At 67.5% G+C, this 25,327-nt stretch carries 23 protein-coding genes; 11 read left to right on the top strand and 12 right to left on the bottom strand.

The window, feature by feature from the left end; genetic code table 11:
* Together mutL and U6958_RS09710 are read right to left on the bottom strand one after the other, a co-directional pair.
* Positions 1–2,046 (bottom strand): DNA mismatch repair endonuclease MutL, encoded by a 2,046-nt coding sequence (gene mutL / locus U6958_RS09705; RefSeq protein ID WP_074921004.1) that lies wholly within the window; start codon positions 2,044–2,046, stop codon positions 1–3.
* Positions 2,047–2,218: 172 nt separating this feature from the next.
* The gene (locus U6958_RS09710) at positions 2,219–2,509 is read right to left on the bottom strand and encodes a glycine zipper 2TM domain-containing protein (protein WP_016451238.1); all 291 of its coding nucleotides are present in this window, start codon (positions 2,507–2,509) and stop codon (positions 2,219–2,221) included.
* 273 nt (positions 2,510–2,782) lie between these two features.
* On the opposite strand from U6958_RS09710, the gene U6958_RS09715 reads away from it, so the two are divergent.
* Positions 2,783–3,433: a DedA family protein gene (locus U6958_RS09715; RefSeq protein ID WP_016447666.1), complete on the top strand. Its 651-nt coding sequence runs from the start codon at positions 2,783–2,785 to the stop codon at positions 3,431–3,433.
* A gap of 85 nt (positions 3,434–3,518) precedes the next feature.
* Here the strand turns inward: U6958_RS09715 and U6958_RS09720 are convergent, their stop codons facing one another.
* From U6958_RS09720 to tsaE, 3 genes are all read right to left on the bottom strand, one after another.
* A complete protein-coding gene (locus U6958_RS09720) occupies positions 3,519–3,743 on the bottom strand; it encodes a glycine zipper domain-containing protein (protein ID WP_016447665.1) in 225 nt (74 codons plus the stop codon).
* 209 nt (positions 3,744–3,952) lie between these two features.
* Positions 3,953–5,449, bottom strand: coding sequence for an N-acetylmuramoyl-L-alanine amidase (locus U6958_RS09725; RefSeq protein ID WP_016447664.1), 1,497 nt, complete (start codon positions 5,447–5,449; stop codon positions 3,953–3,955).
* Positions 5,446–5,973 carry a tRNA (adenosine(37)-N6)-threonylcarbamoyltransferase complex ATPase subunit type 1 TsaE gene (tsaE, locus tag U6958_RS09730; protein WP_016447663.1) on the bottom strand — a complete coding sequence of 176 codons (528 nt, stop codon included), beginning with the start codon at positions 5,971–5,973 and terminating at the stop codon, positions 5,446–5,448. Before tsaE ends, U6958_RS09725 begins: the two co-directional genes overlap by 4 nt.
* 12 nt (positions 5,974–5,985) lie before the next feature.
* On the opposite strand from tsaE, the gene queG reads away from it, so the two are divergent.
* The 4 genes from queG (at position 5,986) to U6958_RS09750 (ending at position 11,441) form a co-directional block, all read left to right on the top strand.
* A complete protein-coding gene (gene queG, locus U6958_RS09735; RefSeq protein WP_034399415.1) occupies positions 5,986–7,041 on the top strand; it encodes a tRNA epoxyqueuosine(34) reductase QueG in 1,056 nt (351 codons plus the stop codon).
* 126 nt (positions 7,042–7,167) lie between these two features.
* Positions 7,168–8,919, top strand: coding sequence for a PAS domain-containing protein (locus tag U6958_RS09740; RefSeq protein ID WP_244160446.1), 1,752 nt, complete (start codon positions 7,168–7,170; stop codon positions 8,917–8,919).
* A gap of 3 nt (positions 8,920–8,922) precedes the next feature.
* The gene (locus tag U6958_RS09745) at positions 8,923–10,191 is read left to right on the top strand and encodes a sensor domain-containing diguanylate cyclase (protein ID WP_244160445.1); all 1,269 of its coding nucleotides are present in this window, start codon (positions 8,923–8,925) and stop codon (positions 10,189–10,191) included.
* 224 nt (positions 10,192–10,415) lie between these two features.
* Positions 10,416–11,441, top strand: a complete 1,026-nt coding sequence (locus U6958_RS09750) for a helix-turn-helix transcriptional regulator (protein WP_197065202.1) — start codon at positions 10,416–10,418, stop codon at positions 11,439–11,441.
* On the opposite strand, the gene speB is transcribed toward U6958_RS09750, so the two are convergent.
* On the bottom strand, positions 11,438–12,508 hold the full coding sequence (speB, locus tag U6958_RS09755; RefSeq protein ID WP_016451242.1) for an agmatinase: 1,071 nt from the start codon (positions 12,506–12,508) through the stop codon (positions 11,438–11,440). The genes U6958_RS09750 and speB overlap by 4 nt on opposite strands.
* A gap of 14 nt (positions 12,509–12,522) precedes the next feature.
* Positions 12,523–13,911: a sodium:solute symporter gene (locus U6958_RS09760; protein WP_016447657.1), complete on the bottom strand. Its 1,389-nt coding sequence runs from the start codon at positions 13,909–13,911 to the stop codon at positions 12,523–12,525.
* A 231-nt stretch (positions 13,912–14,142) separates the two neighbouring features.
* Here U6958_RS09760 and U6958_RS09765 point away from each other — a divergent pair, with 231 nt between their 5' ends.
* Positions 14,143–15,036, top strand: coding sequence for a LysR family transcriptional regulator (locus tag U6958_RS09765; protein ID WP_016447656.1), 894 nt, complete (start codon positions 14,143–14,145; stop codon positions 15,034–15,036).
* A gap of 21 nt (positions 15,037–15,057) precedes the next feature.
* Here the strand turns inward: U6958_RS09765 and U6958_RS09770 are convergent, their stop codons facing one another.
* Positions 15,058–15,966, bottom strand: coding sequence for an AEC family transporter (locus U6958_RS09770; RefSeq protein ID WP_047219406.1), 909 nt, complete (start codon positions 15,964–15,966; stop codon positions 15,058–15,060).
* 327 nt (positions 15,967–16,293) lie between these two features.
* On the opposite strand from U6958_RS09770, the gene U6958_RS09775 reads away from it, so the two are divergent.
* The 3 genes from U6958_RS09775 to U6958_RS09785 all read left to right on the top strand — a co-directional run bounded on the left by U6958_RS09775 (position 16,294) and on the right by U6958_RS09785 (position 19,447).
* On the top strand, positions 16,294–17,256 hold the full coding sequence (locus U6958_RS09775) for a tripartite tricarboxylate transporter substrate binding protein BugE (protein WP_016447654.1): 963 nt from the start codon (positions 16,294–16,296) through the stop codon (positions 17,254–17,256).
* Between the two features lie 104 nt (positions 17,257–17,360).
* Positions 17,361–18,317, top strand: coding sequence for a site-specific tyrosine recombinase XerD (gene xerD / locus U6958_RS09780; RefSeq protein WP_074921122.1), 957 nt, complete (start codon positions 17,361–17,363; stop codon positions 18,315–18,317).
* Positions 18,318–18,448: 131 nt separating this feature from the next.
* Complete coding sequence (locus U6958_RS09785; protein ID WP_016447652.1) at positions 18,449–19,447, top strand: tripartite tricarboxylate transporter substrate binding protein; 999 nt, start codon at positions 18,449–18,451, stop codon at positions 19,445–19,447.
* Between the two features lie 97 nt (positions 19,448–19,544).
* Here the strand turns inward: U6958_RS09785 and U6958_RS09790 are convergent, their stop codons facing one another.
* The 3 genes from U6958_RS09790 to U6958_RS09800 form a co-directional block, all read right to left on the bottom strand.
* The gene (locus U6958_RS09790; protein WP_016447651.1) at positions 19,545–20,834 is read right to left on the bottom strand and encodes an EAL and HDOD domain-containing protein; all 1,290 of its coding nucleotides are present in this window, start codon (positions 20,832–20,834) and stop codon (positions 19,545–19,547) included.
* A 58-nt stretch (positions 20,835–20,892) separates the two neighbouring features.
* Entirely contained in the window at positions 20,893–22,170 is a 1,278-nt protein-coding gene (locus tag U6958_RS09795; protein ID WP_016451246.1) for an EAL and HDOD domain-containing protein, read from the bottom strand.
* Between the two features lie 188 nt (positions 22,171–22,358).
* Complete coding sequence (locus U6958_RS09800; protein ID WP_016451247.1) at positions 22,359–23,165, bottom strand: ferritin-like domain-containing protein; 807 nt, start codon at positions 23,163–23,165, stop codon at positions 22,359–22,361.
* A gap of 54 nt (positions 23,166–23,219) precedes the next feature.
* Here U6958_RS09800 and U6958_RS09805 point away from each other — a divergent pair, with 54 nt between their 5' ends.
* Positions 23,220–23,744, top strand: a complete 525-nt coding sequence (locus tag U6958_RS09805) for a gamma carbonic anhydrase family protein (protein ID WP_016451248.1) — start codon at positions 23,220–23,222, stop codon at positions 23,742–23,744.
* A 35-nt stretch (positions 23,745–23,779) separates the two neighbouring features.
* Positions 23,780–24,772: an Hsp33 family molecular chaperone HslO gene (locus tag U6958_RS09810; protein WP_017404370.1), complete on the top strand. Its 993-nt coding sequence runs from the start codon at positions 23,780–23,782 to the stop codon at positions 24,770–24,772.
* Between the two features lie 12 nt (positions 24,773–24,784).
* Here U6958_RS09810 and U6958_RS09815 read toward each other — a convergent pair whose 3' ends face one another.
* Positions 24,785–25,213 (bottom strand): hypothetical protein, encoded by a 429-nt coding sequence (locus tag U6958_RS09815; RefSeq protein WP_074921002.1) that lies wholly within the window; start codon positions 25,211–25,213, stop codon positions 24,785–24,787.
* Positions 25,214–25,327: the final 114 nt, after the last annotated feature.

Genomic DNA, 25,327 nt, shown 5'->3' on the forward strand with positions numbered 1-25,327 from the left:
TTACCGGCCGCGCAGGAACAGCGCGTCCAGCTCCTTCATGCTCATCTGCCGCCAGGTGGGGCGGCCGTGGTTGCATTGGTCGGAGCGTTCGGTGACTTCCATCTGGCGCAGCAGGGCGTTCATCTCGTCCAGCGTCAGGCGGCGGTTGGCGCGCACGGCGCCGTGGCAGGCCATGGTGGCCAGGATCTCATTGCGCGCGCGCTGCACCACGGTGCTGGCGTCGTGCTGGGCCAGCTCGGCCAGCACGCTGCGCGCCAGCTCAACGGCATCGCCCTGGGCCAGGGTGGCGGGCACGGCACGCACGGCCAGCGTCTTGGGAGAGAAGGGCGAGACTTCCATGCCCAGCGCCTGCAGCGTGTCGCCATGGGCCTCGGCCGTGGCCACTTCCTCGGGCGTGGCGGCGAAGGTGGCGGGAATCAGCAGCGGCTGGCTGGGGATCTGTTCTGCCGCATTGACGGCATTCTTGAGCTGCTCGTAGACGATGCGCTCGTGCGCCGCATGCATGTCCACCACGACCATGCCCTGGGCATTCTCGGCCAGGATGTAGACGCCGTGGATCTGGGCGACGGCGCGGCCCAGGGGCCAGACGGGCTCGTCGGACGCTGCCGTGGCCGCTGCGGATGATGTGCGGGGCGCAGAGAAATCCGCAGGAGCAGGCTCGGCAACGGCAACAGTCGGGGACTGGACGGCCGGCGCGTAAGCCGGGGGCGCGTAGCTGACGGGGGCCAGGGCAGCAGTGGGCACAGCGGGTACAGCGAGCACGGCTGGCTGCTCGGCGGCCAAGGCCTGGGCCGGACTTTCAACCGTTGCGGCTGCGGCCTCGCGCATGGGGGCCCACAGCCCCGCCATATTGCTGACCTTGTGGCCGCCTTGCTCATCGCCAAAGCTCATGCGGGCCTGGGGCCAGGCGGGCATGGATGCCTTGGGCGCCGTGGCCGGCGCTGCCGCAGCGGCGGGCGCAAGCTCGGGCGTGCGCGCGGCCTCTTCGGCAGCCGCAGCGGCTGCTGCGGCGGCACGCGGTGCGGCCAGCGCGTTCTCTATGGCGTGGCGCACGGCCTGGTGCACCTCGCGGCTGTCGCGAAAGCGCACTTCGATCTTGGTGGGGTGCACGTTCACGTCCACGCGCGCGGGGTCGATCTCCACATACAGCGCATACACGGGCTGCTTGTGGCCGTGCAGCACATCCTCGTAGGCGCTGCGCGAGGCGTGGGTCAGCACCTTGTCGCGCACGAAGCGGCCATTGACGTAGCAGAACTGGTGGTCGGGCCGGGAGCGCGCCGCATCGGGAATGCCCGCGCGGCCCGTGACATGGACGGCGCCCGACCAGTGCTCCACGGTCACGGAGTTCTGCACGAAGGCGTCGCCCAGCACATCGCCCAGGCGGCGCGCAAGGGCTTCGTCCGACATGCTGCCGGCGGCACGCCACTGCTCGACCAGCTTGCCTTCGTGCCAGATGGCAAAGCCCACGTCGGGCCGGGCCAGGGCATGGCGGCGCACGGACTCGATGCAGTGGGCCAGCTCCGTGGCATCGCTCTTGAGGAATTTGCGGCGGGCCGGCGTGGAGAAGAACAGCTCCTTGACCTCGACCGTCGTGCCCTGGTTGCGGGCGGCGGGGCGCAGCTCGCCGCTGCGCGCGTCGAGCAGATAGGCCGAGTCCTGGCCCGCAGGGCGCGAGAGAATGGACGCCTCCGACACCGAGCAGATGGCCGCCAGCGCCTCGCCGCGAAAGCCCATGGTGGCCACGGTCTCCAGGTCGTGCAGATCGGTGATCTTGCTGGTGGCATGGCGGCGCAATGCCACGGGCAGCTCATCGCGCGGGATGCCGCCGCCGTCGTCCTCCACCGAGATCAGCCGCACGCCGCCGGCCAGCAGCCGCACGTTGATCTGGCGGGCACCGGCATCCAGGGCGTTGTCCACGAGTTCGCGCACCACCGATGCAGGACGCTCGACGACTTCGCCGGCCGCGATCTGGCTGATCAGCTCGTCGGGCAGGTCGCGGATGGGGCGGCGGGGAAGGGTGTCGGGGGAGGGGGTGGATGCGTTCACAGGGCAATTCTAGGGGCTCGCATCCACCGCTTGGTGCCTGTGGGAATGGGGTCGGAGTGCCTTGGGCACGCGCAAAAAAAGGAGCCGCACAGGCGGCTCCAAGAGGCGTCCCCGGCCACAAAGGCCAGAGCCGGGGGCACTCTTTGATGAGAGCGGACGGGGCCGCGCGGCCTCAGCGGCGGCGGCCGGCGCGGTCGCTGTTGCTGCCCATCTGGTTGCCGACCAGCGCACCGGCGGCCGCGCCGCCCACGGTTCCCAGCGTGGTGCCGAACAGGGCACTGCCCAGCACGCCACCGGCCACGGCACCCACGCCCGTGCCCAGCTGCGCGTTGTTGGGACGGTGGGCGCAGCCGCCCAGGGCCAGTGCGCCGGCCACAAGGGCGGCGACGGCCAGGCTGCGGCCCATGGTGGTGCCCGACTTGCGTTCAGTCATGCGCTCGAAGGTGCGAAGGGTCTTGTTCATGGCTTGCTTCCTTTTGTCCTGATGATGGTGGTGAGGCCGGGCCGGCGGTGCCGACGGCATGCAAGGACTTTGCCTGCAAAAAGCTGACGCACTCGTGAGTTTTTCGTAGAGTTTTATCAAGTTGTGTAACAAAACAGGCGCGATTCCAAGCATTTGTAGTTCCATGCAAGCGCCGGTGTGCGCGGCGGTGCGATTGGCTCTGGCTCGGCTGTGGGGGCATGCCGGCGAAGTACAGTACGGGCCGGTGCGGCGCCCGCCGCGGAGGACCTTCTTTTGGAAATCATTCAGTTCCTGATCGACTTCATCCTGCACATAGACAAGCACCTGGAGGCCTTCGTCGTGGCCTATGGACCCTGGGTGTACGCGCTGCTGTTTCTCATCGTCTTCGTGGAGACGGGCGTGGTGGTCATGCCCTTTCTGCCCGGCGACTCGCTGCTGTTCATCGTCGGCGCGCTGTGCGGCGTGGGGCTGATGGACTATTCGATCGCCTGCACCGTGCTGCTGGTGGCGGCCGTGCTGGGCGACCAGTGCAACTACACCATAGGCCGCTACATAGGGCCCAAGGTGTTCCAGTGGGAGGATTCGCGCTGGTTCAACCGGCGTGCCTTCGACCAGGCCCATGCGTTCTACGAGCGCTACGGCGGCATCACCATCGTGCTGGCGCGCTTCATGCCGTTCATCCGCACCTTTGCCCCCTTCGTGGCCGGTGTGGCTGCCATGGACCGGGGCAAGTTCACGGCCTTCAACGTGGGCGGAGCCATTGTCTGGGTGTTCGGCATCAGCGCCGCCGGCTATTTCTTCGGCAACCTGCCCTGGGTGCGCGAGAACCTGGAGAAGATCATCTGGGGCCTGATCCTGGTGCCGGGCCTGATCGCCATCTTCGGCGCATGGCGCGCGGGCCGCGCGCCCAAGACGGCTTCCTGAGCCTTCAGCGCACAGCAAAAAGCCCCTTGCGCCGTGATGGCGCAAGGGGCTTTTTCGTTCAGTGGCCGAACGGCGGCGGCAGGGGTCAGCGGCGGTCGTTGCGCTTGCCCACCTCGTTGCCGATGAGTGCGCCGGCGGCTGCGCCGCCCACGGTGCCCAGCGTGCTGCCGAACAGTGCGTCACCCACCACACCACCGGCCACGGCGCCGACGCCGGTACCGATCTGGGCGTTGCTGGGGTTGGTGGAACAGCCGGCAGAGAACAAGGCAATGGCGGCAGCGGCGGCAATGGAATAAAGGCGTGTCTTCATGTTCATCTCCTGTCGTGGCCTGCGTTGCTTCGGCGGATGGATGGTGGCGCAAGCATTGTGTGGAACATGTTGGCATGCTCTCATTCACGGCCTGCGGCCGTGGTAGGAGAGTTGCCCGAGCTGGGGCCGGGCGGTTTGGAAGCGTCCGGTCCTGCCTGTCCGACAGCGGCGGCGGACGGCATGCCGCCGTGCCTGGCAACCCTCGCGGCTCAGACGGAGCGGCTGCGGGCCAGCGGCGGGTTGTGCGCGAAGTAGTTGCGGATGCCGCGCATCAGCGCGTCGGCCAGCTGCACCTGGTAGGCGCTGCTGCGCAGCCGGGCTTCTTCCTCGGGGTTGCTGATGAAGGCGGTCTCCACCAGCACGCTGGGGATGTCGGGCGCCTTGAGCACGGCAAAGCCGGCCTGCTCCACGCGCGGCTTGTGCAGCTTGGCCATGTTGCCGATCTCGCCCAGCAGGGCGCCGCCGAGCTTGAGGCTGTCCTTGATCTGGGCCGTGGTGCTCATGTCCAGCAGCATGCGCTGCACGTGCTGGTCCTGCGAGCCCATGTTCAGCCCGCCCACGAGGTCGGACTGGTTTTCCTTGTTGGCCAGCCAGCGCGCGGCCGTGCTGGAGGCGCCCTTGTCGCTGAGCGCAAAGACGCTGGCGCCACGCGCAGCTGGCGTGGTGAAGGCATCGGCATGGATGCTGATGAAAAGGTCGGCCTGAACGCGCCGGGCTTTCTCGACGCGGGTGGCCAGCGGCACGAAGAAGTCGGCGTCGCGCGTCATGAAGGCGCGCATGGGGCTGCCGCCGATGCGGGTGTTGTTGATGCGGTCGCGCAGCAGGTGAGCGATCTTGAGCACCACATCCTTCTCGCGCGTGCCGCTGGGGCCGGTGGCGCCGGGGTCCTCGCCGCCGTGGCCCGGGTCCAGCGCCACGATGATGATGCGGTCGGTCTGGCGCGAGGTGGCGATGTTGGGCGCGGCAATGGGGGCAGGGGCCGGAACGGGCGCAGGCGCTGGGGCAGGAGGACGCGGCGCAGCCGCGGGAGCCGGCGCCTGCGCGATCACGGCAGGCGGCGGCGCAGGCGTCTTGCCGCCCGGGCCGCCGCTGTGCTGGGCGATCAGGTCGCCCAGGGGGTCGGGGGCCGGCGCCGCGGCGCCTGGGGGGCGGGGCATTGCGGGTGCAGGAGGTGGTGGAGGTGCCGCCGCCACGGCGGTGTCGTCGCCGGAGGCATCACGCAGACGCTCGCTGATCAGCGCCTCCAGCGGGTCCACGGCCTTGGCCGGGTACAGGTCGAACACCAGCCGGTGCTTGTAGGCCGCCACCGGCTGCAGGGTGAAGACCTGGGGCTTGGCGGGCTGCTTGAGATCGATCACCAGGCGCACCACGCTGGGCGAGTTCTGGCCCACGCGGATGGATGCGATGTTGGGGTCGTCGGAGCGCACCTTGGCGACCAGCTCGCGCAGCGCGGGATTGAGGTCGATGCCTTCAATGTCCACGGCCAGCCGAGGCGGCTGGTCCACGAAGAACTGCTTGGCAGCCAGCGGCCGGTCGGACTCGATGGTCACGCGCGTGTACTCTGGCGCAGGCCAGACGCGCACGGCCACGATGGTGGCGCCGTGCGCAATGTGCTGGCGGCCCAGCAGCAGCACGATGGAGCCCGCCTGCAGCAGGTTGCGGCGCGACAGGCCGGACGGATAGGAGAAGGATTGGGCGTCGCTCATGCCTTGAGTGCTTCGATCACGGCGCGTCCGACGGGCGTGCCGGCGATCAGGCTCACCTGGCGCTGCGTCTCGTCGATTGCTTCGATATGAATAGCTATATCTGCCGCAGGCGTAAGCGCTGCGGCCTTTTCGGGCCATTCTGCCAGCTTGAGACCGGGGCTGGCGAAAATATCGCGAAATCCTGCATCCTCCCACTCGCGCGGATCGTCGAAGCGGTAGAAGTCGAAATGCCAGATGGACAGGCCCGGCGCCTCGTGCGGCTCCACCACGGCATAGGTGGGGCTTTTGATGCGGCCCTGCACGCCCAGTGCGCGCAGCCAGTGCCGCACCAGCGTGGTCTTGCCGGCGCCCAGGTCGCCGTGCAGCGTGACGTAGGCATTGCGCAGCGCCGGATGGTCCGCGAGCTGCTGCGCAAACCGCTGCGTGTCTTCCTCGCTGCCCCATATCCAGCGATGGCCCGCAGTTTCCGCATCCTGCGGCCGGGCGCTTTCTACAATCGAGGGAGTATGTTGTGCAGCAGTCAATTGGTTCCTTTGATGCAAGGCTGGGCCCGCGAACTGGGATTTTCCCAAATTGGCGTGGCTGGCGTGGATTTGTCGTCTGCGGAGCCGGGTTTGATGCAGTGGCTGGCCCAGGGGTTCCATGGCGAGATGGACTATATGCAGGCCCACGGACTGCGCCGCGCGCGGCCTGCCGAGCTGGTGCCAGGCACCGTGAGCGTGATCACGGCCCGCATGGACTACCTGCCGCGCGACACGCCCGCCGACGCGCCCGGCGCCTGGCAGGCCATGGAGTGGGAGAGGCTGCAGCGGCCTGCCGAGGGCATCGTCTCCGTCTATGCCCGGGGCCGCGACTACCACAAGGTGCTGCGCAACCGGCTGCAGAAGCTGGCAGAGCGCATCGCCCAGGAGGTCGGCCCCTTCGGCCACCGCGCCTTCACCGATTCCGCTCCCGTGCTGGAGGCCGAGCTGGCCCGGCGCAGCGGCCAGGGCTGGCGTGGCAAGCACACGCTGGTGCTCAACCGCGAGGCAGGCTCCATGTTCTTCCTGGGCGAGATCTATGTGGATCTGGCGCTGGAGCCCACGGCGCCGGTGACCGCGCACTGCGGCAGCTGCGCAGCCTGCATCACGGCCTGCCCCACGGGCGCCATCGTGGCGCCGCACCGGGTGGATGCGCGGCGCTGCATCTCCTACCTGACCATCGAGCATGCGGGCGCCATTCCCGAGGAGTTGCGGCCGCTGATGGCCAATCGCATCTATGGCTGCGACGACTGCCAGCTGGCCTGCCCCTGGAACAAGTTTGCCCAGCCCAGCCGCCTGCCTGATTTCGATGCGCGCGAGATCCTGGCTGGCGGGCAGCTGGTGCACTTCTTCGCCTGGGACGAGGCGACCTTCCTGCGCCTGACCGAAGGCAGTCCCATCCGGCGCATAGGCCATGCGCGCTGGCTGCGCAACGTGGCCGTGGCGCTGGGAAACGCCTGGCGTGAAACCGGCGATACGGCACTGCGCCAGGCGCTGGCCAGCCGCGCCGAACATCCCGACGCCATGGTGCGCGAGCATGTGGCCTGGGCACTGTCGCAAAGATCGGATTGAGCTGATAAGCCGGGGCGCTGGTGTGTGAAACAATTGTTGCGCTCAGTCTGAGGGCTCCCCGGCGGCCTGTTGCGGGCCACCGCCCCTGAGGGCGCGGGGTCTGTGTGACTCAACATGGTGTTCGATATGCGCGCAAAGCCTTTCCGTCTGCTGAACGCCGAACCTCTCACCCAGACCGCCGTGGCCGTCTGGGTAGGCCTGTGCTGCGTGCTGCTGGCCACGGTGGCGTACTGGACGGTGCTGGTGGACAGCCATCGCACGCAGCGAAACTTCACCGAAGCCCAGTCCTGGCTGCGCGTGGGGCAGATGTCGCATGCGGTTTCGGTGCAGGTGCAGACCCTGCTGTCCGGCCTGGACTACACCATGCGCGGCCTGGAGTCCGACTTTGCCGATGGCGAGGCCGACGTCTTTCAGCATGCCGTGCAGACCACCTTCGATGCCTATCCGGCCGGCACCTTCCTGCAGATCGCCGTGGCCGACGAGAGCGGGGACATCGTCTACTCCAATCTGCAGCAGGATGCGCAGACCCGGGCCGCCAAGGTCTCGATCCGCGACCGGGAGCATTTCCAGGTCCATGCCAACCGCGAGACCATGGGGATGTTCATCGGCCGGCCCGTGCAGGGGCGCGTCTCCCATAAATGGACCATACAGCTGAGCCGCGCGCTGTACCGCCAGGGGCGCTTCTCGGGCGTGCTGGTGCTGTCGCTGTCGCCCGACTACATCTCGGGGTATTTCCAGTCCATCTTCGATGGCGCCAAGGACGTGATCTTGCTGCTGCGCACCGACGGTGTCTATCTGGCGCGCTCTCAGGGACAGGACGAGGTGATGGGGCGTTCGGTCTCCGATGTGCGCGTGTCACAGTTCGCGCCGGCCATGGAGCGCGGCACCTACGAGGCCGAGTCCTCGGTCGATGGCGTGCTGCGCATGTATGCCTGGAGCAGGGTGGAGGGCTATCCGCTGATCGTCAGCGCAGGGCTGGACAAGAAGGCCATCTTCGAATCGCTGGAGGAATCGCTGGAGCGCGGCCTGCTGCGCAATGGCATAGGCACGGCGGTGCTGCTGCTGGCCGTACTGCTGACGTTGTGGCTGGCGCGCCAGCGCCAGCTCAGCGAGCGCATGCGGCTGCAGGGCGAGCGGCGCTTCGCGCGGCTGGCGCAGGAGGTGCCCGGGGGGCTGTTCCAGTTCCGCATCGGCGCGGATGGCCAGTTCCAGTTTCCCTTCACCAGCCCGGGGTTCTTCGAGCTGCATGGCGCAAGGGCCGACGCCGTCCGGTTCGCCGACCATGAACTGCTCAAGCGCGTGCACCCCGAGGATCTGCCCGCCCTGGCGACCTCGGTGCAGGACAGCGTGGGGCGCAAGGATGTCTGGGAGCACAAATACCGCGTCTACGGGCCTGGAGGCGAGCTGCGCTGGCTGCACGGCCACGCCCGGCCGCAGCAGGAGGAAGACGGCTCGCTGCTGTGGCATGGCTATGTGCACGACGTCACGCAGGACCAGGCCATACAGGAATCCATACGCCACAGCGAGGAGCGCCTGCGCCTGACGGTGGGCGCCGTGCGTGACGGCCTGTGGGAGTGGGACTGCCGCAGCGGCCATGTGGAGTGGGATGCGCGCTGCTACCAGATGCTGGGCTTCGAGCCAGGCCAGTTCCCCATGAACTACGACGCCTTCTGCGCGATGGTCCATCCCTCGGACAGGGCGCGCGTGCTGGCGCGGCTGCAGCGCCATGCCGAGGCCGGTGCCGACTTCCGTGTGGAGATGCGGCTGCGCGGCTCGGCCGACAGCTGGCTGTGGGTGGAGTCGCGCGGCGAGATCACCCAGCGCGATGCCGACGGCAAGCCCGTGCGCATGCTGGGCACGCACACCGACATACAGTAGCGCGTGGAGCAGTCCCGCCTGATCAAGGCCTTGCTGGACCGGGGCAGCGCCCTCATCGTGATGGCCGGTCCCCAGCGCGAAATCCTCTATGCCAACGAGCGCGCGGCGCAGACCTTCCAGATCGAGACGGAGCGGCTGCCCGGTGGCGTGAACCTGCGCTCGCTGCATGTCAGCGACGAGAGTTTCGAACGCTTCGGCCAGCTGTACGGGCAGCTCAACGCACGCGGCACGGTGCGCACGGAATGGATCCTGCGCATGCCGTCGGGCTCGGACCACTGGTTCGACATGCAGGGCTCGCTGCTGGACCCCGACGAGGACGATGGCCGCGTCATCTGGACCATGATCGACACCGATGCGCGCCGGCGCGCCGAGACCGCGCTGGCCGAGACCCAGCACCGGCTGGAGGCCATCATCGACCGCTTTCCCGCAGGCATCCTGGTCACCGACGCGCAGGGCCGCCAGGTGCTGGCGGCCAACCGCATGCTGGCCGCTGCCCTGCAACTGGACATGGCGCCTGCCGCCCTTGTGGGGCTGGGCATGCCGGCGCTGATCCAGCTGCTGCCGGCGTCGGTGGCGGACGTGCTCAGCGCAGGGCCCGTGGCCGGCCGCTCCCTGCATGCGCTGCCCGATGGCCACTATGTGGAGATCGAGGGCATGCAGCTGCGCGACGGCGACCGCTCCATCGGCCATTGCTGGGTCTTCCACGATGCGACGGAGAGGCAGCAGCGCGAATCCCAGCTGGAAACGCTGGCGCTGACCGATGCGCTGACGGGCATTCCCAACCGCCGCGCCTTCCTGGAGCGGCTGGCGATGGAGCTGGACCATCTGCGCAGCGGCCTGGTCGCGCATTCCACGCTGATCATGCTGGACATAGACCACTTCAAGCAGGTGAACGACGGCTACGGCCACGCGGTGGGCGACATCGTGCTCAAGGAACTGCTGGCCTCGGTGGCGCAGGAGATGCGCAGGGAAGACATGGTGGGACGGCTGGGCGGCGAGGAGTTCGCCGTGCTGCTGTCCGACACCAATGCGGAGGTGGGCCTGCGGCGCGCCGAAAGCCTGCGCGAAGCCATTGCCGGGCAGGCCATCGATGCGGGCAAGGCCGGAGACCTGCACATCACCATCAGCCTGGGCGTGTACGAGCTGCAGCGTAGCGATGCATCGGCCCAGGGCTGCCTGGAGCGGGCCGATGCGGCGCTGTACTACTCCAAGCGCAATGGCCGCAACCAGTCCACGCTGTGGAGCGAGCGGCTGCCAGCCATCGCGCGGTGATCCGGGTCGCGTCGGCGCAACGGCCTAGGAATTCATCCCGGTCAACTGCCGATTTTCAGAATGGTCCAATGGCCTGATGGCGCCGGAATCCCGAAAATCCAGGGTTCATGCTGCCGCGTGGCCCTGTCGTCGGTCCGTCTGCCCGAGTCCCCGGGGCGCGATCGACTTCCCCGCACAGCCCCTCACAAAAACAGGCCGCGCGCTGCGCGCCGGGCGAGGAATGTATGACATACAACCGGTGGTCCACGATGCATGTCGCTCCCCTGGGGCGAGCGCAATTCTGGAGCGATGCCAGCCGTGAGGCGCAGATGCCGCACACGCCCCTGGTGGCGCGGCCCGAGCGCTTCGAGGCCGTGCTCACATCGCGTGGCGTGGGCGCGGTGGTGTTCAACCGCATCCAGATGGCGGCGGGACACGGCATGCAGCGCCTGCAGGCGGGTTGCCAGCGCGCGAGCCCGGCCAGCCTGCTGTGCCTGCTCTACCTCAAGGGCCGCGCCCGGGTGTCTGCGCTCGATGGGCCGGGCGCGGCGGTTGCGGGCGGCGAGTCGCATGCGCAGCCCGGCCAACTGTTCCTGTTGGACGAGCGGTGCGGCTACCGCATCTGGCAGGACGAAGCCGTGGACCTGCTCGTGCTGGCCGTGCCGCTGGCGCTGATCGATTCGTGCGCAGGCATGGCTTCGCAACTGCTGGCACGCAGCCTGCCTGACTGCGCGTCGTTGCAGCTGCTCGTCCAGCAGATGCAACTGATCCATGCATGGCAGGCGCCCCTGCCCGAGGGCGAGTCCGCGCAGCTGTCCGATCTGGTCATCAACACCTTGAAGACCGTGCTGCAGGCCGGGGCCGAAAGGGCTGCAGCCCGGCCTGACGCGCCCATGCACGTGCTGTTGTGCCGGGTGCGCCAATTGATCGCCCGCCAATATCCGGACCCGGCGCTGGGGCCGGAGCGCGTGGCATCGAGGCTGGGACTTTCCGTGCGCTCGCTGCAATCGCGGCTGTCGCGCGAAGGCACCAGCCTCAGCGCCGAACTCATGGACTATCGACTGGAGCGCGCCCATGCGCTGCTGCGCGCAGCGAAGCCGGGAACGCTGGGCGTCACGGAAATCTCGCAGCGCTGCGGCTTCAACTCGCTCGCGCATTTTTCCCGGCGCTTCAGGGCACGCTACGGCAGCACGCCGCTGGAGCTGCTGCGTGAGCCGGGGGCGGAGGGCATGGGGCCGTCCACCTGGCACGGGGACGGGGCGGGCACCTAGACAGGGCTTGCGGCGCCTCGGTCGGCGTGGCGTGCGCAGATCAGGCTGAGGATTTCGAACAGCATCTGCGCTCCCGCATGGGCGGTGTTGGTGGTGGCGTCGTAGGCGGGCGAGACCTCGACCACGTCACCGCCCACGATGTGGATGCCGGCCAGGCCGCGCACCATGGCCTGGGCTTCGCGCACCGTCAGGCCTCCCACCTCGGGCGTGCCCGTGCCGGGCGCAAAGGCCGGGTCCAGGCAGTCGACGTCGAAGGAGACGTAGACGGGCGCATCGCCCACCACCTCGCGTGCGCGGGCAATGACGCCGTCCACGCCCAGCGCGGGAAGGTCCTCTGCGTGGATCACCGTCATGCCCGACTCATAGGAGAACTCCCAGAGATATTCGGCCGCACCGCGTATGCCGATCTGTATGGTCCGCGTGGGGTCGAGCACGCCATCCAGCACGGCCTGGCGAAAGGGGCCGCCGTGGTGGAAGCGGCTGCCGTCGAAGGGGCCGCCAGTATCGCAGTGGGCATCGAAGTGGACCAGGGCCAGTGGCCGGTCGCGGCCCAGCGCGCGCAGTATGGGCAGGGTGATGGAGTGGTCTCCGCCCGCAGACAGCGGAATCACGCCGGCCGCATGGATCTTCGCGAAGGCCGACTCTATGTCGCGGTGCGACTGCTCCAGGCTGTAGCGGCTGGACAGCGGCACGTCGCCGATGTCCGCCACGCGCAGCTCGCGCGTGGGCGCGGATCTGAGTACATGGTTGTAGGGGCCCACGCGCTCTATCGCACGCAGCGCCCTGGGCCCGAAGCGGCAGCCGCTGCGGTTGCTGATGCCCAGGTCCATGGGCACGCCGATCAGCGCGGCCTGCAGTTCGCCGAAGTCCGGGCGGCTCCAGTCCATGGGGTGCATGGGGGCATCCAGCAGCGTGGGAATGCCTGCGTAGGGTGCGCTGCGCGTGCCGCTGGCGTCGATGATGTGGGCGGCCACGGTGCGGAAATGCGGATCGTGGATGACGGACTCGTTGTCTCCGCCGAAGCGCGCACGCAGCGCCGCCAGCCTGTCTGCAGTAAAGAGGGTCATGGGTGTCCCTTGGTTCAGGATTGGATGCCCGACAGGGAGCGCTGCTGCGAGCGCTGCGCCAGGCTGATGAGGATGAAACTGGCCGTGCTCATGGCCAGGCTGGCGTAGATCGGCGTGTTGGCGGCCAATCCGTCGCGGACCATGAAGACCACTGCCGTGGCGCAGCCCAGCAGCATGCTGGCGATGGCGCCCGCCGTGGTGGCCCGGCGCCAGTAGATGGCGCCGATCAGCGGCACCAGCATGCCGCCCACGAGCAGGTTGTAGGCGGTGGTCAGGGCGTTTAGCACGTCGTCCACCACCAGGGCGATGCCGAGCACGGCCAGCCCCACCAGCAGCGTCAGCAGCCGGTGCCAGCGCACATCGGCCAGAGGCTTGCCTTGCCGCAGCAGGGGCACGAGGTCTTCGGCCAGCACGGTGGAGCCCGCCAGCATGGCCGCGCTGGCGGTGGACATCATGGCGGCCAGCGCGGCAGCGATCACCAGGCCGCGGACGCCGTCCGGCAGGCTGGCCTGCACGATGGCGGCAAAGGCGTTGTTGGGATTGTCCAGTTCCGGCAGCAGCACCCGCGCCGCCATGCCCACCAGGGCGCCGACCAGCCCGTAGACCACGCAGTACAGGCCGGCGAGGCTGCCCGCCACGGCGGCCACGCGTTCGCTGCGGGCCGTGAACACGCGCTGCCACACGTCCTGGCCGATCATGATTCCGAAGAAATAGATCACGAAGTAGGTGGCGATGGTGTCCCAGCCGATGTATGTGACATCGAAGCTGGACGCAGGCAGCCGTGCAACCAGCTGGTCCCAGCCGCCCACGCGGTACAGGCAGATGGGCAGCAGGATCAGCATCAGGCCCGCGGTCTTGATCACGAACTGCACGATGTCCGTCAGCGTCAGCGACCACATGCCGCCCACGGCCGAGTAGATGACCACGACGCCACCGCCCACCAGGATGGAGATCCACAGAGGCAGGTCGAACAGCACCTGCATCACGGTGCCGATGGCGATCACCGACGTGGCCGCCAGCATCAGCGCATAGGCCAGCATCACCAGTGCGCTGGCCTGTTGGGTGCGGGCGCTGTAGCGCCGCTCCAGCACCTGGGTCACGGTGCAGATGCGCAGCCTGAGCAGGGGCTTGGCCAGGAACAGGTTCAGCACCAGCAGGCCCGCACCCAGAGCCGCGCACAGCCACAAGCCCGAGATGCCGTACACGTAGCCCAGGCGTACCGTGCCCACCGTGCTGGCCCCGCCGATCACCGTGGCAGCCATGGTGCCCATGTACAGGCCCGGCCCGAGGTTGCGGCCCGCCACGAGAAAATCCTCCTGCGTCTTCGCGCGGCGCATGCCGTACCAGCCCAGCAGCAGCATGGCTGCCGCGTAGATCACTACCACCGAGATATCAAGCACCATGGTCTCTCTCCCCTTTTGTTCCGACCCCGTGTGCAGGGTCCTTCTGAAACAGCGGTATTCACGCAAGTGAATGTCACGGACCGCCCCTCTTGTTCTGCGCTGGCGGCGTGCTCCGGTGAACCGAAGCGCGCCGCAACAGCCGTGAATGCTAGACAGCAGCCGGGCTTGCATCCATTTCAAGTTCCATCTACAAACATCGATGAACATCGATCTTTGCTGAGTGAAAACCCCATGCTCCATACCGTTTCAGATCTCGACCTGCGGCTGCTGCGCGTTTTTCTGGCCATCGTCGACGCGGGCGGTGTATCGGCTGCGCAGGCCATTCTTGGCGTGGGGCAGTCCACGCTCAGCAGCCAGCTGTCCACGCTGGAGACACGCCTGGGGTTCAGCCTGTGCGAGCGCGGGCGCGGCGGCTTTCGCCTGACGGCCAAGGGCCGGCGCTTCGTCGACCTGGCCCGCGCTGCGCTGCAGGGCCTGGAAGGATTCAGCGCGCAGGCGCGCAACATGCACCGGCAGCTGGTCGGCAGCCTGGCCATCGGCCTGATCGGCAATGCACCCACGGAATACAACGCGTTGATGGGGCGGGCCATACAGCGCTTTCGCCAGCGCGACGAGGCCGTGCGCCTGTCGGTGCTGGTGCGCGGGCCGCGCGAGCTGGAGGAAATGCTGCTGCGCGATGAGCTGCAGGTCGCCGTGGGCTATTTCCTGCACCGCGCCCCGGCGCTGGAATACACGCGGCTGTTCAGCGAAAGGCAGGTGGCCTATTGCAGCGCCAGCCATCCCTTTGCCGCGCGCGCGGGCCGCATCGGCGCGCAGGAGGCTGGCGAAGCCGACTGGACCTGGCGCACCTATCCACTGCCGCAGGCGCCGCTGACGGGGCGCCCGCGCCATGTCACCTCGGAGGCGGACAACATGGAGGCGGCCGCCATCCTCATCCTGTCAGGCGCCCACCTGGGCTACCTGCCCGAGCACTACGCGGCGCCCTATGTGGCTGCCGGCCTGCTGCACGCGCTGGACGAATCCCTCTTCAGCTATGACGTGGACATCACCATGGTGGCCAGGAAGCGCGCACGCCAGGACGACATCACGGCCGCCTTCACGGACGACATGCGTGCCGTGCTGTAGGGGCGCCGCGGCACAGCGGCATCAGAACTGCAGCAGGCTCAGCGCAAACGGCAGGCTGAGCACGCCCAGCAGCGTGGACAGCGTGACCAGCCCCGCCACATACGAGCCGTTGTAGCCCATGCGCGCGGCCAGCACATAGCATGACGATGCGGTGGGCAGGGCCGAGAAGGCCATGAGGATCAGGGCCTGCGCACCGCTGAGGCCAAATGCCCGCACCATGGCATAGGCGATCAGCGGCTGCACCAGATGCCGCACGGCCAGCAGGCACACGGCCAGCAGCTTGCCGGCGGCCAGCGCGCCGAACTGCATGCCGGCGCCGGCCGACATCAGGCCCAGCGCGATGGAGGCTGCGCCTATGCGGGAGACTGACGGCTCGAGCAGCGCGGGCAGCTTCAGCCCCAGCGCGCTGAACACCAGGCCCGACAGCGTGCCCACGATCAGCGGATTGCGCACCAGTTGCCCCAGGAAATGCTGGTTGCTGCCGCGCGCCATGGGCCAGACGGCCGCGATATTGCACAGCGGCACGCTCACGCCGATCAGCACCGAGATGAACAGCAGGCCCTCAGGCCCCGCCAGCCGGCTGGCCAGCGCCAGGCCGATGAAGGAGTTGAAGCGAAACGCCACCTGCACGGCGCCGGCATGCTCGCGCACATCGATGCGGCCGCGCAGGCCCGGCCACCAGGGCAGGCTGTAGGCCAGGCCGATGCCGACCAGGGCCGCACACACGCCAGCGGCCAGCAAGTGGGAGGTGGCACCCCAGTCCACCGGGCTCTTGACGATGGAGTGGAACAGCAGCACCGGAAACAGCAGGTAGTACACCAGCGCCTCCACCGCCTGCCAGACCGTGCGATTGAGCTGTGTGAAGCGGCACAGCACGTAGCCAAGCACGATGAGCGAAAAATCGGGGAAGAGCAGCACGGCGTAGTTCACGGGGGCTGAGCATAAGCGCAACCCCGCAGTCGCCGCGTCTCCCGAGAAACCATGGCGCGAGGCTAGGGGTAAACACCGGGAAATCAGTGCTGCGACAAACTGTGACAACCGGGCCCCGGGCCTTAGCATCGCTGGGGTCCACACAGCCGATCCGAAAGCGCAGGTCCTGACGACCGTCAAGCGCGCAGCGGGCTCCAGGCCCCAACATGGCTGTTCCGTGGCAGCGTTTGCGAGCCTTCATTTCGCAGACCATCCATCCGCAGGCACGGCCTTGCGGATGTCCATGAAAACCTCTTCGTCAACACGACCCCCAAAAGGAGATCCTGTATGAATCGTCGCAGCTGGATGGGACTGACCCTGGTCCTCGCAAGCACCGGAGCCCTGGCCCAGGCCTACCCCACCAAGCCGATCAAGCTGGTGGTGCCCTTCGCCCCCGGTGGCACGACCGACATCATCGCCCGCGTGATCGCCGAACCCCTGACCAAGGAACTGGGCCAGCCCGTGGTGGTGGACAACCGCGGCGGCGGCGGCGGCGTCATCGGCGCCATGGAAACCGCGCGCTCGCAGCCCGATGGCTACAGCCTGGGCATCGCCACGGTCTCGACCACGGCGACCAACCCCGCGATCAACCCCAAGATCTCCTACAACACGCTGACGGACTTCACGCCCATCATCAACGTGGCGGCCACGCCCAACGTGATTGCGGTGAACCCCAAGTTCCCTGCCAAGGACTACAAGAGCTTCGAGGCCGAACTCAAGAAGTCCCAGGGCAAGTACTCCTATGCGTCCTCGGGCACGGGCGGCATCCAGCACATGCTGATGGAGCTGTACAAGAGCCTGACCAACACCTTCGTCACCCACATCCCCTACCGCGGCGCGGGCCCTGCGCTCAACGACGTGGTGGCGGGCCAGGTGCCCATGGTGCTGGACAACCTGCCCTCGGCCCTGCCGTTCATCAAGGACAACCGCCTGGTGCCCATCGTGGTGGCCGCGCCCCAGCGCCTGGCCGTGCTGCCCAATGTGCCCACCTTCAAGGAAGTGGGCCTGGAGCCGGTGAACCGCATGGCCTACTACGGCATCCTGGGCCCCAAGAACATGCCCAAGGATGTGGTGGACAAGATCAACGCTGCCGTGCGCAAGGTGCTGCAGGACCCGGCCGTGCGCAAGCGCATCGAGGACACGGGCTCCCTGGTCATCGGCAACTCGCCTGAAGAGTTCGCCAAGCAGATCAAGGAAGAGTACGAGACCTACAAGAAGGTGGTTGCCCAGCAAAAACTCACGCTGGAGTAAGCACCGCCCAGAGCGGTTGGATCAGAACCCGAGGCTTCTTGCGGACCTCGGGTTTTTTTCGTTGTAGGCTTGATGGGATGTCCCAAGTGCCTGCCGCTTCCATCATGTCCCCCTCGGTTGCCGAAGCCGAACCTGCTGCCGATCCTGCATCCTGGCCCGCGCCGCTGCCGGCCAGCCTGGATGCGCTGGACCTGTTCATGGATGCGCTGCTGCTGGAGGACGGGCTGTCGCGCAATACGCTGGCGGCCTATCGCCGCGATCTGATGGCCTGGGGCCGGTGGCTGGCGCACCAGCGGCCGCCGCTGGCGCTGGATGCGGCGGGCGAGCTGGAACTGCAGGGCTATTTCGCGGTGCGGGTGGAGCAGACCAAGGCCAGTTCTTCCAACCGGCGGTTGACGGTGCTGCGCCGCTACTACCACTGGGCGCTGCGCGAGCAGCGCATTGCGGCCGATCCCACGGTGCGCATGCTGGCGGCACGGCAGCCGCCGCGCGTGCCGCATACGCTGACGCAGGCTCAGGTGGAGGCGCTGCTCAAGGCGCCCGATGTCGATACGCCGCTGGGCCTGCGTGACCGCGCCATGCTGGAGCTGATGTACGCCAGCGGCCTGCGCGTGAGCGAGCTGGTGGATCTGCCGATGCATGGCATCGATCTGCGCTCGGGCGTGCTGCGCGTGACCGGCAAGGGGCAAAAGGAAAGACTGGTGCCCTTCGGTCAGGAGGCGCACTGGTGGCTGGAGCGCTACCTGGCCACGGCGCGCGGTGCCATCCTGGGCGGGCAGCGCAGCGATGCGGTCTTCGTGACCCAGCGCGGGGCTGCGATGAGCCGCGTGATGTTCTGGGTCATCGTCAAGCGCTGCGCGCAGGTTGCGGGTGTCACGGCACCGCTGTCGCCGCACACGCTGCGCCATGCCTTCGCCACCCACCTGCTCAACCATGGCGCTGACCTGCGCGTGGTGCAGATGCTGCTGGGCCATGCCGATATTTCTACCACCACCATCTACACCCATGTGGCGCGCGAGCGGCTCAAGGCCCTGCACGCTTTGCACCATCCGCGTGGTTGATTGGATGTGGTCGGTTCGCCGGATTGCCTATTTCTGGCGTTGAAACCGTCGAAGTGGCAAAGCCCGCCTCGGGGATATGTGCTTTGCACAACAATCACCGCCGTGTTCGATGTGTTTCTGCGGAGTTCTCGATGACTGATTTCCTGCGCCGGCATGTGCTGGTGACTTCCATGCTGGCGGCGACGGTGGCTGCCGCGGCCCTGCCGATGTCTGCGTCGGCTGCCGATGCGGCCTGGCCCAGCCGGCCCATCCGCGTGGTGGTTTCCTACCCGGCCGGCGGCGTCAGCGATGTGGTGGCCCGCGCCCTGGGCGAGAAGCTGGCCGCCCGCCTGGGCCAGCCCGTGGTGGTGGACAACAAGGCCGGCGCCGGCGGCGCCATCGGCCTGGACCTGGTGGCCAAGGCCGCACCCGATGGCTACACGCTGGGCTTTTCCTCCATCAGCCCGCTGACGCTGAGCCCGCACCTGGGCAAGCCCCTGTTCGATCCGCAGCGCGACCTGGTGCCCGTGACCAGCGTGATGTACTCGCCCGTGCTGCTGCTGGGCACGGCCCGCTCCACGGCGGCCGACTTCAATGCGCTGGTGGCCCAGGCCAAGGCGCAGCCCGGCGAAGTGCGCTGGGCCACGGCCGGCCTGGCCTCGCTGGGCCACATCATGCTCGAGCAGATCATGCATGCCTCGCAGGTCCGGATCACGCACATTCCCTACAAGGGCGGCGGGCAGCAGCTCAATGACGGCCTGAGCGCGCAGTTCGAAGTGCTGTCCACCAATGCCGGCCCGGCCGTTTTGCAGCACATCAAGGCGGGCAAGTTCAAGGCCCTGGCCGTGGGCGCACCCCAGCGCCTGGAGTCGCTGCCCGGCGTTCCCACGCTGGCCGAACTGGGCTACAAGAGCGCCAACATGACCTCGGTGTTCGGCATCTTCGCGCCCGCTGGAACGCCTGCGCCCGTGCTGCAAAAGCTCAATGCCGAGATCAACCAGGTGCTGGCCCAGCCGGACATGCGCGCCAAGCTGGAGGCCACCGACAACGTGGCCATGGGCGGCAAGGCCGAGGACTTTGCACGCCAGATCGAGGCCGAGTCCCAGTCCAACGCGCGCATCATTCGCGCAGCCGGCATCAAGCTCAATTGATGGAGCGCAGGGGCGCCACCGGCGCCCATGCAAAAAGGGCTTGCAGCCGTCATGGCCGCAAGCCCTTTGTCTTTGGCGCCGGATGTGCGGGGCCCGCCTATGCCATGGGCTCGTCCGCCGTGAGATTGTCGGCCCAGGCCAGGGCCTGCAGATGCGCCCAGTTGACCTGGTGGTTGGACAGCTGCAGTGCATTGGCTGCGCGCGCGAAGCCTTCGTCATCGCCGCTTTCGCAGGCACGCGTCAACTCCAGGAAGGGCGCGAACACGCCCTTGTTGTGCACCAGCGCATCGATCACGGGCTGGGGCAGGGCGATGGACTCCAGCGCCTTTTCCATGGGCTGGCCCAGCATCACGTCCAGCAGCGAGAACACGCCGACCACGAAGGCGTTGTCGCACTCCTCGGGCGAGAGCAGCTCGGCCGTCAGCAACTCCATCAGGCGCCCGCGCACCACGGCGGTCTGGCCCACGGCCGGCGGCGTGCCGCCCGCGCGCGAAGTGGTCAAAAGCAGGGCCGCCCAGCGGAACAGCTTCTTGAGGCCCAGGATCATCACCGCGTGGCGGAACGAGGTGATCTCGCACGACAGGCCGAAACCCGAGGAGTTGATGAAGCGCAGCAGGTTGAAGGACAGCGTGGGATCCTTCTTGAGCAGGGCTTCGATCTCGTCCGTGCTGGCCTGCTGGCGCACTAGATTGATCAGCTGGATGATGGTGGCCTGCGTGGGGCGGATGGTGCGCGCCTGCACGAGTTGCGGCTGGGCGAACCAAAAGCCCTGGAACAGCCGCACGCCCAGGTCGCGCATGCGCTCGAACTGCTCGGAGGTCTCGACCTTTTCGGCCACGATCTGGGCATTGGTATGGGCGCGCGCGAACTTCACCAGGGTCTCGGCATCGGCCAGTGCGAAGGTCTGCATGTCCAGCTTGATGAAGGCGGCCGCAGGCAGCCAGCTGGCATAGGCGCGGCGCAGCAGGTGCTGGTTGAAGGCCAGGCGGAAGCCGCGCTGGCGCAGGGCCTGGAAGGTGGGCAGGCGTTCCTCGATATCGGCAGCCGTGGCGTTCTCGCCCAGCGTGGGCACCTCCAGCACCACCTTGTCGGGGTGGATCAGTTCCAGGTGGCCGCCGGCCAGGCTGTCATGCGTGCAGTTGATGAAGACCGTCTTCTTGCCCACCAGCGCTTCGGCGCCCGCATACGACAGCGCGTTGAAGAGCAGGGCGGCATCGGAGGCAGCCGTGTGCGCATGCTGGGCCGTGGAGCGGTCGAAAAGCTCATAGCCGAAGACATCGCGCGCCTCGTTGACGATGGCCTGGCGCGCAATGACGGCCACCTGCCCGTCCTCCACCCCGGCTGGCAGGGGGGGCGGCGGAGCGGAGGAGTTGTCGTTGGTAGTCATTTGGAAGCTGAGAAAGATGGATGAGCGATGGCTTTCGATGGCGTTCTATAGCTTATAGCTATAGCGAGCTGTCTGCCAGTTGGTCGGTCCAGGCCAGGGCCTGCAGATGGGCCCAGTTGATCTGCTGGCTGCTCAGGCGCAGCGCGCCTGCGCTGCGGTGGAAGGCTGCATCGTCGCTGGCTTCGCAGGCCTGGGCCAGGATCAGCAGCTCGCCCAGCACGCCTTCGTGGCGCAGCACGGCGGCGGAGACGGCGTCGGGCACGGGGATCAGGCTCATGGCCACGTCCTGCGGCAGGTCCAGCATGCTGCCCAGCAGCGAGAAGATGCCGACGACAAAGGCCTGGTCGGAGTCTTCCTCGCTCAGCGATTCCTGGGCCAGCAGCTCCATCAGCCGCCCGCGGATCACGGCGGTCTGGCCGATGGCCGGCGGCGGGCCGCCGTTGCGCGATGCGGTCAGCAGCATGGCCGCCCAGCGGAACAGCTTCTTGAGGCCCATGAGCATCACGGCCTGGCGGAACGAGGTGATCTCGCGCTGCACGCCGAAGCCCACGGAATTGATCAGGCGCATCAGGTTGAAGGCCAGGCCCGCATCCTTCTTGAGCACATCCTCGATGGCATCGGTGCTGGCCTGCTGGCGCACCAGATTCAGCAGCTGGACAATGCTTTGCTGCGAGGGCGACAGCAGCTTGGTGCGCACCACCGTGGGCCGCGCGAACCAGAAGCCCTGGAACAGCTGTATGCCCAGGCGGCCCACCTGCTCATGCTGCTGGGCGCTTTCCACCTTCTCGGCGATCAGCTCGGCGCGCGTGTGGCGGCCGGCAAAATTGACCAGCACGGCCAACTGGTCAGGGGCCAGCACGGACAGGTCGAACTTGATGTAGTCGGCCAGGGGCAGCCAGGCTGCATAGGCGGACTCCAGCACCGTGTGATTGAAGGCCAGGTTGAAACCGCGTGCGCGCAGATTGCTGAGGATGGGCAGGCGGGCCTGTACCTCCTGCTGGGCGGCCAGGCCCAGCGGCGGTATCTCCAGCACCACCTTGTCGGGGTTGAGCAGCTCCAGATGCCCGCCGGCCAGGCTTTCATGCGTGCAGTTGACGAACATCAGCTTGGTGCCAACCAGATCTTCTTCGCCCGCATGCGACAGGGCCGTGAACACCAGGGACACATCCGAGGCCGCCGTATGGTCCGGGTAGGCGCGCGAACGGTTGAAAAGCTCATAGCCGATGATCTGCTGCACCCCGTTGACGATGGCCTGGCGCGCAATCATTCCCCGATCCGTGGACGCGGGGCTGGCCACAGGGGCATCGTTGAAGAGATGGACAGGCAATTCGGTCATGGAGTGTTCGGTCGAAGGGACACGGGAAGCAGCAGATCTGATTGTAGGAATGTTCTGAATAAATATGCCGACAGGCAGTGTCTGCTGGGACAAGTCCGATTGCGGAGTCGGACCCATCCTAGTTTGTAAACCATTGTGTGGCTTCACGAGCGGCCTGGGCCTGTCCGCACGGCGCAGGCAGGCTTTCTTCAGACCTGCTGCAACCAGGCCAGTTCAGTATCGGTGAAGCCTGCGGCGCGGCGTGCGCGTTCGTTGAAGGGCGGGCGCAGGCGCGGCGCCTCGTAGCGCAGGGTCAGCGCCTGGTAGTGGGCCTCGGGCTCCAGGCCTTCGCGCTCGCACAGCCAGCGGTACCAATGATTGCCTATGGCCACGTGGCCCACTTCCTCGCGCAGGATGATGTCGAGGATGTCCACCGCCGCCAGCGCATCGGGCGCGCGCGTGTTGCGCAGCTTGTTCTGGATCTGGGGCGTGGCGTCCAGGCCGCGCGCCTCCAGCGTGCGCGGCACCAGGGCCATGCGGGCCACCACGTCATGGGCGGTCTTCTCGCACATGGTCCACAGGCCCTGGTGGGCCGGGAAATCGCCGTAGTCGTGGCCCAGGTGCGCGCGCAGATGCTCGCGCAGCAGGCGAAAGTGCCTGGCCTCCTCGGCGGCCACCTGCAGCCAGTCCAGGTAGTACTGCTGCGGCATGCCGTCAAAGCGCCAGACGGCGTCCAGCGCCAGATTGATGGCGTTGAACTCGATGTGGGCTATGGCGTGGATCAGCACGGCCCGGCCTTCCGGCGTCGCCGGCGAACGCCTTGCAACGGCGGTGTGGTGGCGCAGCTCGGGCCGCAGCGGGCGGCCCGGCAGGTCCGGCGCGGGATCCGGCAGGGCCGGTGCCTGCGGTGCTATTGAATAAAGCGCCTGCCGCGCATACATGTCCAACGCGGCGGCGGCCTTTTCTTCGGGGTCCGTGAGGCACAAGACCTCAAGGGCGCGGTGACGTAACTCCATCCCTACAATTCTAGGTTTCCTGCCATCACCAATAATTGACGGAGACAAAGACCCATGGCGATCTATGAACTGGATGGAGTGGCCCCTGAAGTGGCGGCGTCGGCCTGGGTGGCCGACAGCGCCGAAGTGATGGGCAATGTGCAGCTGGCCGAAGACGCCAGCATCTGGTTCGGCGCCGTGCTGCGCGGCGACTGCGAGAGCATCACCATCGGTGAGGGCAGCAACATCCAGGACGCGAGCGTGCTACATGCCGACCTGGGCAAGCCGCTGGTCGTGGGGCGCCACGTGACCGTGGGCCACCAGGTCATGCTGCATGGCTGCACCATTGGCGACGAGTCGCTGATAGGCATCGGTGCCGTGGTGCTCAACGGCGCGAAGATCGGCCGCAACTGCCTGGTCGGCGCCGGAGCACTCATCACCGAAGGCAAGGAATTTCCCGATGGCTCGATGATCATCGGCAGCCCGGCCAAGGCCGTGCGCCAATTGACGCCCGAGCAGATCGAGGGCTTGCGCCGCAGCGCCCAACACTATGTCGACAATGCGCGCCGGTTCAAGACCGGGCTGCGCAAGCTGGGCTGAGCGAGGCCCGGCACTTTTTTACGGAATCCATCAGCGTGTCTGAACTGCATAAATTCATCTTCGAAGGCCTGCCCGTGCGCGGCTCCATCGTTCGCCTCACCGATGCCTGGCAGGAAATCCTGCAGCGCCGCGCGGGCAACGGCGAGACCGGTGCCTACCCCGCTGCCGTGAGCGAACTGCTGGGAGAAATGGCGGCTGCGGGCGTGCTCATGCAGTCCAATATCAAGTTCAACGGTGCCCTGGTCTTCCAGGTCATGGGCGATGGCCCGGTCAAGCTGGCTGTGGCCGAGGTGCAGTCCGATTTCGGCCTGCGCGCCACCGCCACCCTGATCGGCGACCCTCCCGAAGGCGCCACGCTGGAACAACTGCTCAATGTGCACGGCGGCGGCCGCTGCGCCATCACGCTGGACCCCAAGGGGCGCCAGCCGGGCCAGCAGCCCTACCAGGGCGTGGTGCCGCTGCAGGATGCGCAGGGCCGGCGCTTCACCAAGGTGTCCGACGCGCTGCAGCACTACATGCTGCAGTCGGAACAGCTGGACACCGTGCTGGTGCTGGCGGCCGACGACCAGGTGGCCGCCGGCCTGCTGATCCAGCGCATGCCGGTCAAGGGTGAGGCCAACCTGGCCGCTGCCACCGAAAGCGAGCAGTCGGGCCAGGATGCCATCGGGCTGAACGAGGACTACAACCGTATCGCCACGCTGGCCTCCAGCCTCACGCGCGACGAGCTGCTCACGCTGGATGTGGAGACCATACTGCGCCGCCTGTTCTGGGAAGAGAAGCTGATGCGCTTCGTGCCCCAACAGGACGAGGAGCATCCGCGCTTTGCGTGCACCTGCAGCCGTGACCGTGTGGCGTCCATGCTGGTGTCGCTGGGCTCCGAAGAGGTGGAGAGCATCCTGGAGGAGCGCGGCAGCATCGAGGTGGGCTGTGACTTCTGCGGCAAGCAGTACGAATTCGATCCCATCGACGCAGCTCAGCTGTTCACCGAGGCCGGCAAGCAGCCGCCGACCTCGACGAACGTCCAGTAAATACGCCCGGCTTCAGTCTCCCCCGCTGCGCAGCGCGTCGAACAATCGCCGCTCGCAGTCCGGGTCGCTGCATTGCTCGCAGCCGTAGGGGCGAAGGCGGGCGCCGCGTTGCGCGGGGCTTGCGGGCAGCCAGGACCAGTCCATTTGCGGAGCCTTGAGCCTGAGCGACTCGGCCAGCTGTTGCCATTGCCGGGCGGTATTGCCGTAGAGCACCACGTAGTCGCGTGACTGGCTTTGCAATTTGTCGCGCCAATGCTGGAGCTGTGCGGCAGGGCCATCGCTCACCCCTTCGTGCTCGGTGACGGAGGCTCTCCAATCCAGTCCCAGCAGGTAGACGGCTCCATGTTCCGGCAGCGACTGCCCCGGCTCGGCCGCCAGGCATTGCCAGTCGGCAGGAGATGCTCCGTGGTGCCGCCAGGCCTGGCGCAGTGCATGGGCCATGGAAAGCGCTAGCGCGGGTGGCGATCCCAGAAGAATCACCGGGGGCGGGGGCAAGCGGTCTGTGTCCAAGTACCTGTCTCGGCTTGCGCGCAGGCCCGGGCAAGGGGCGCAGGC

This window comes from Delftia lacustris, from assembly GCF_040267515.1.
In the GTDB taxonomy this organism is placed as follows: Bacteria; Pseudomonadota; Gammaproteobacteria; order Burkholderiales; family Burkholderiaceae_C; genus Comamonas; species Comamonas tsuruhatensis.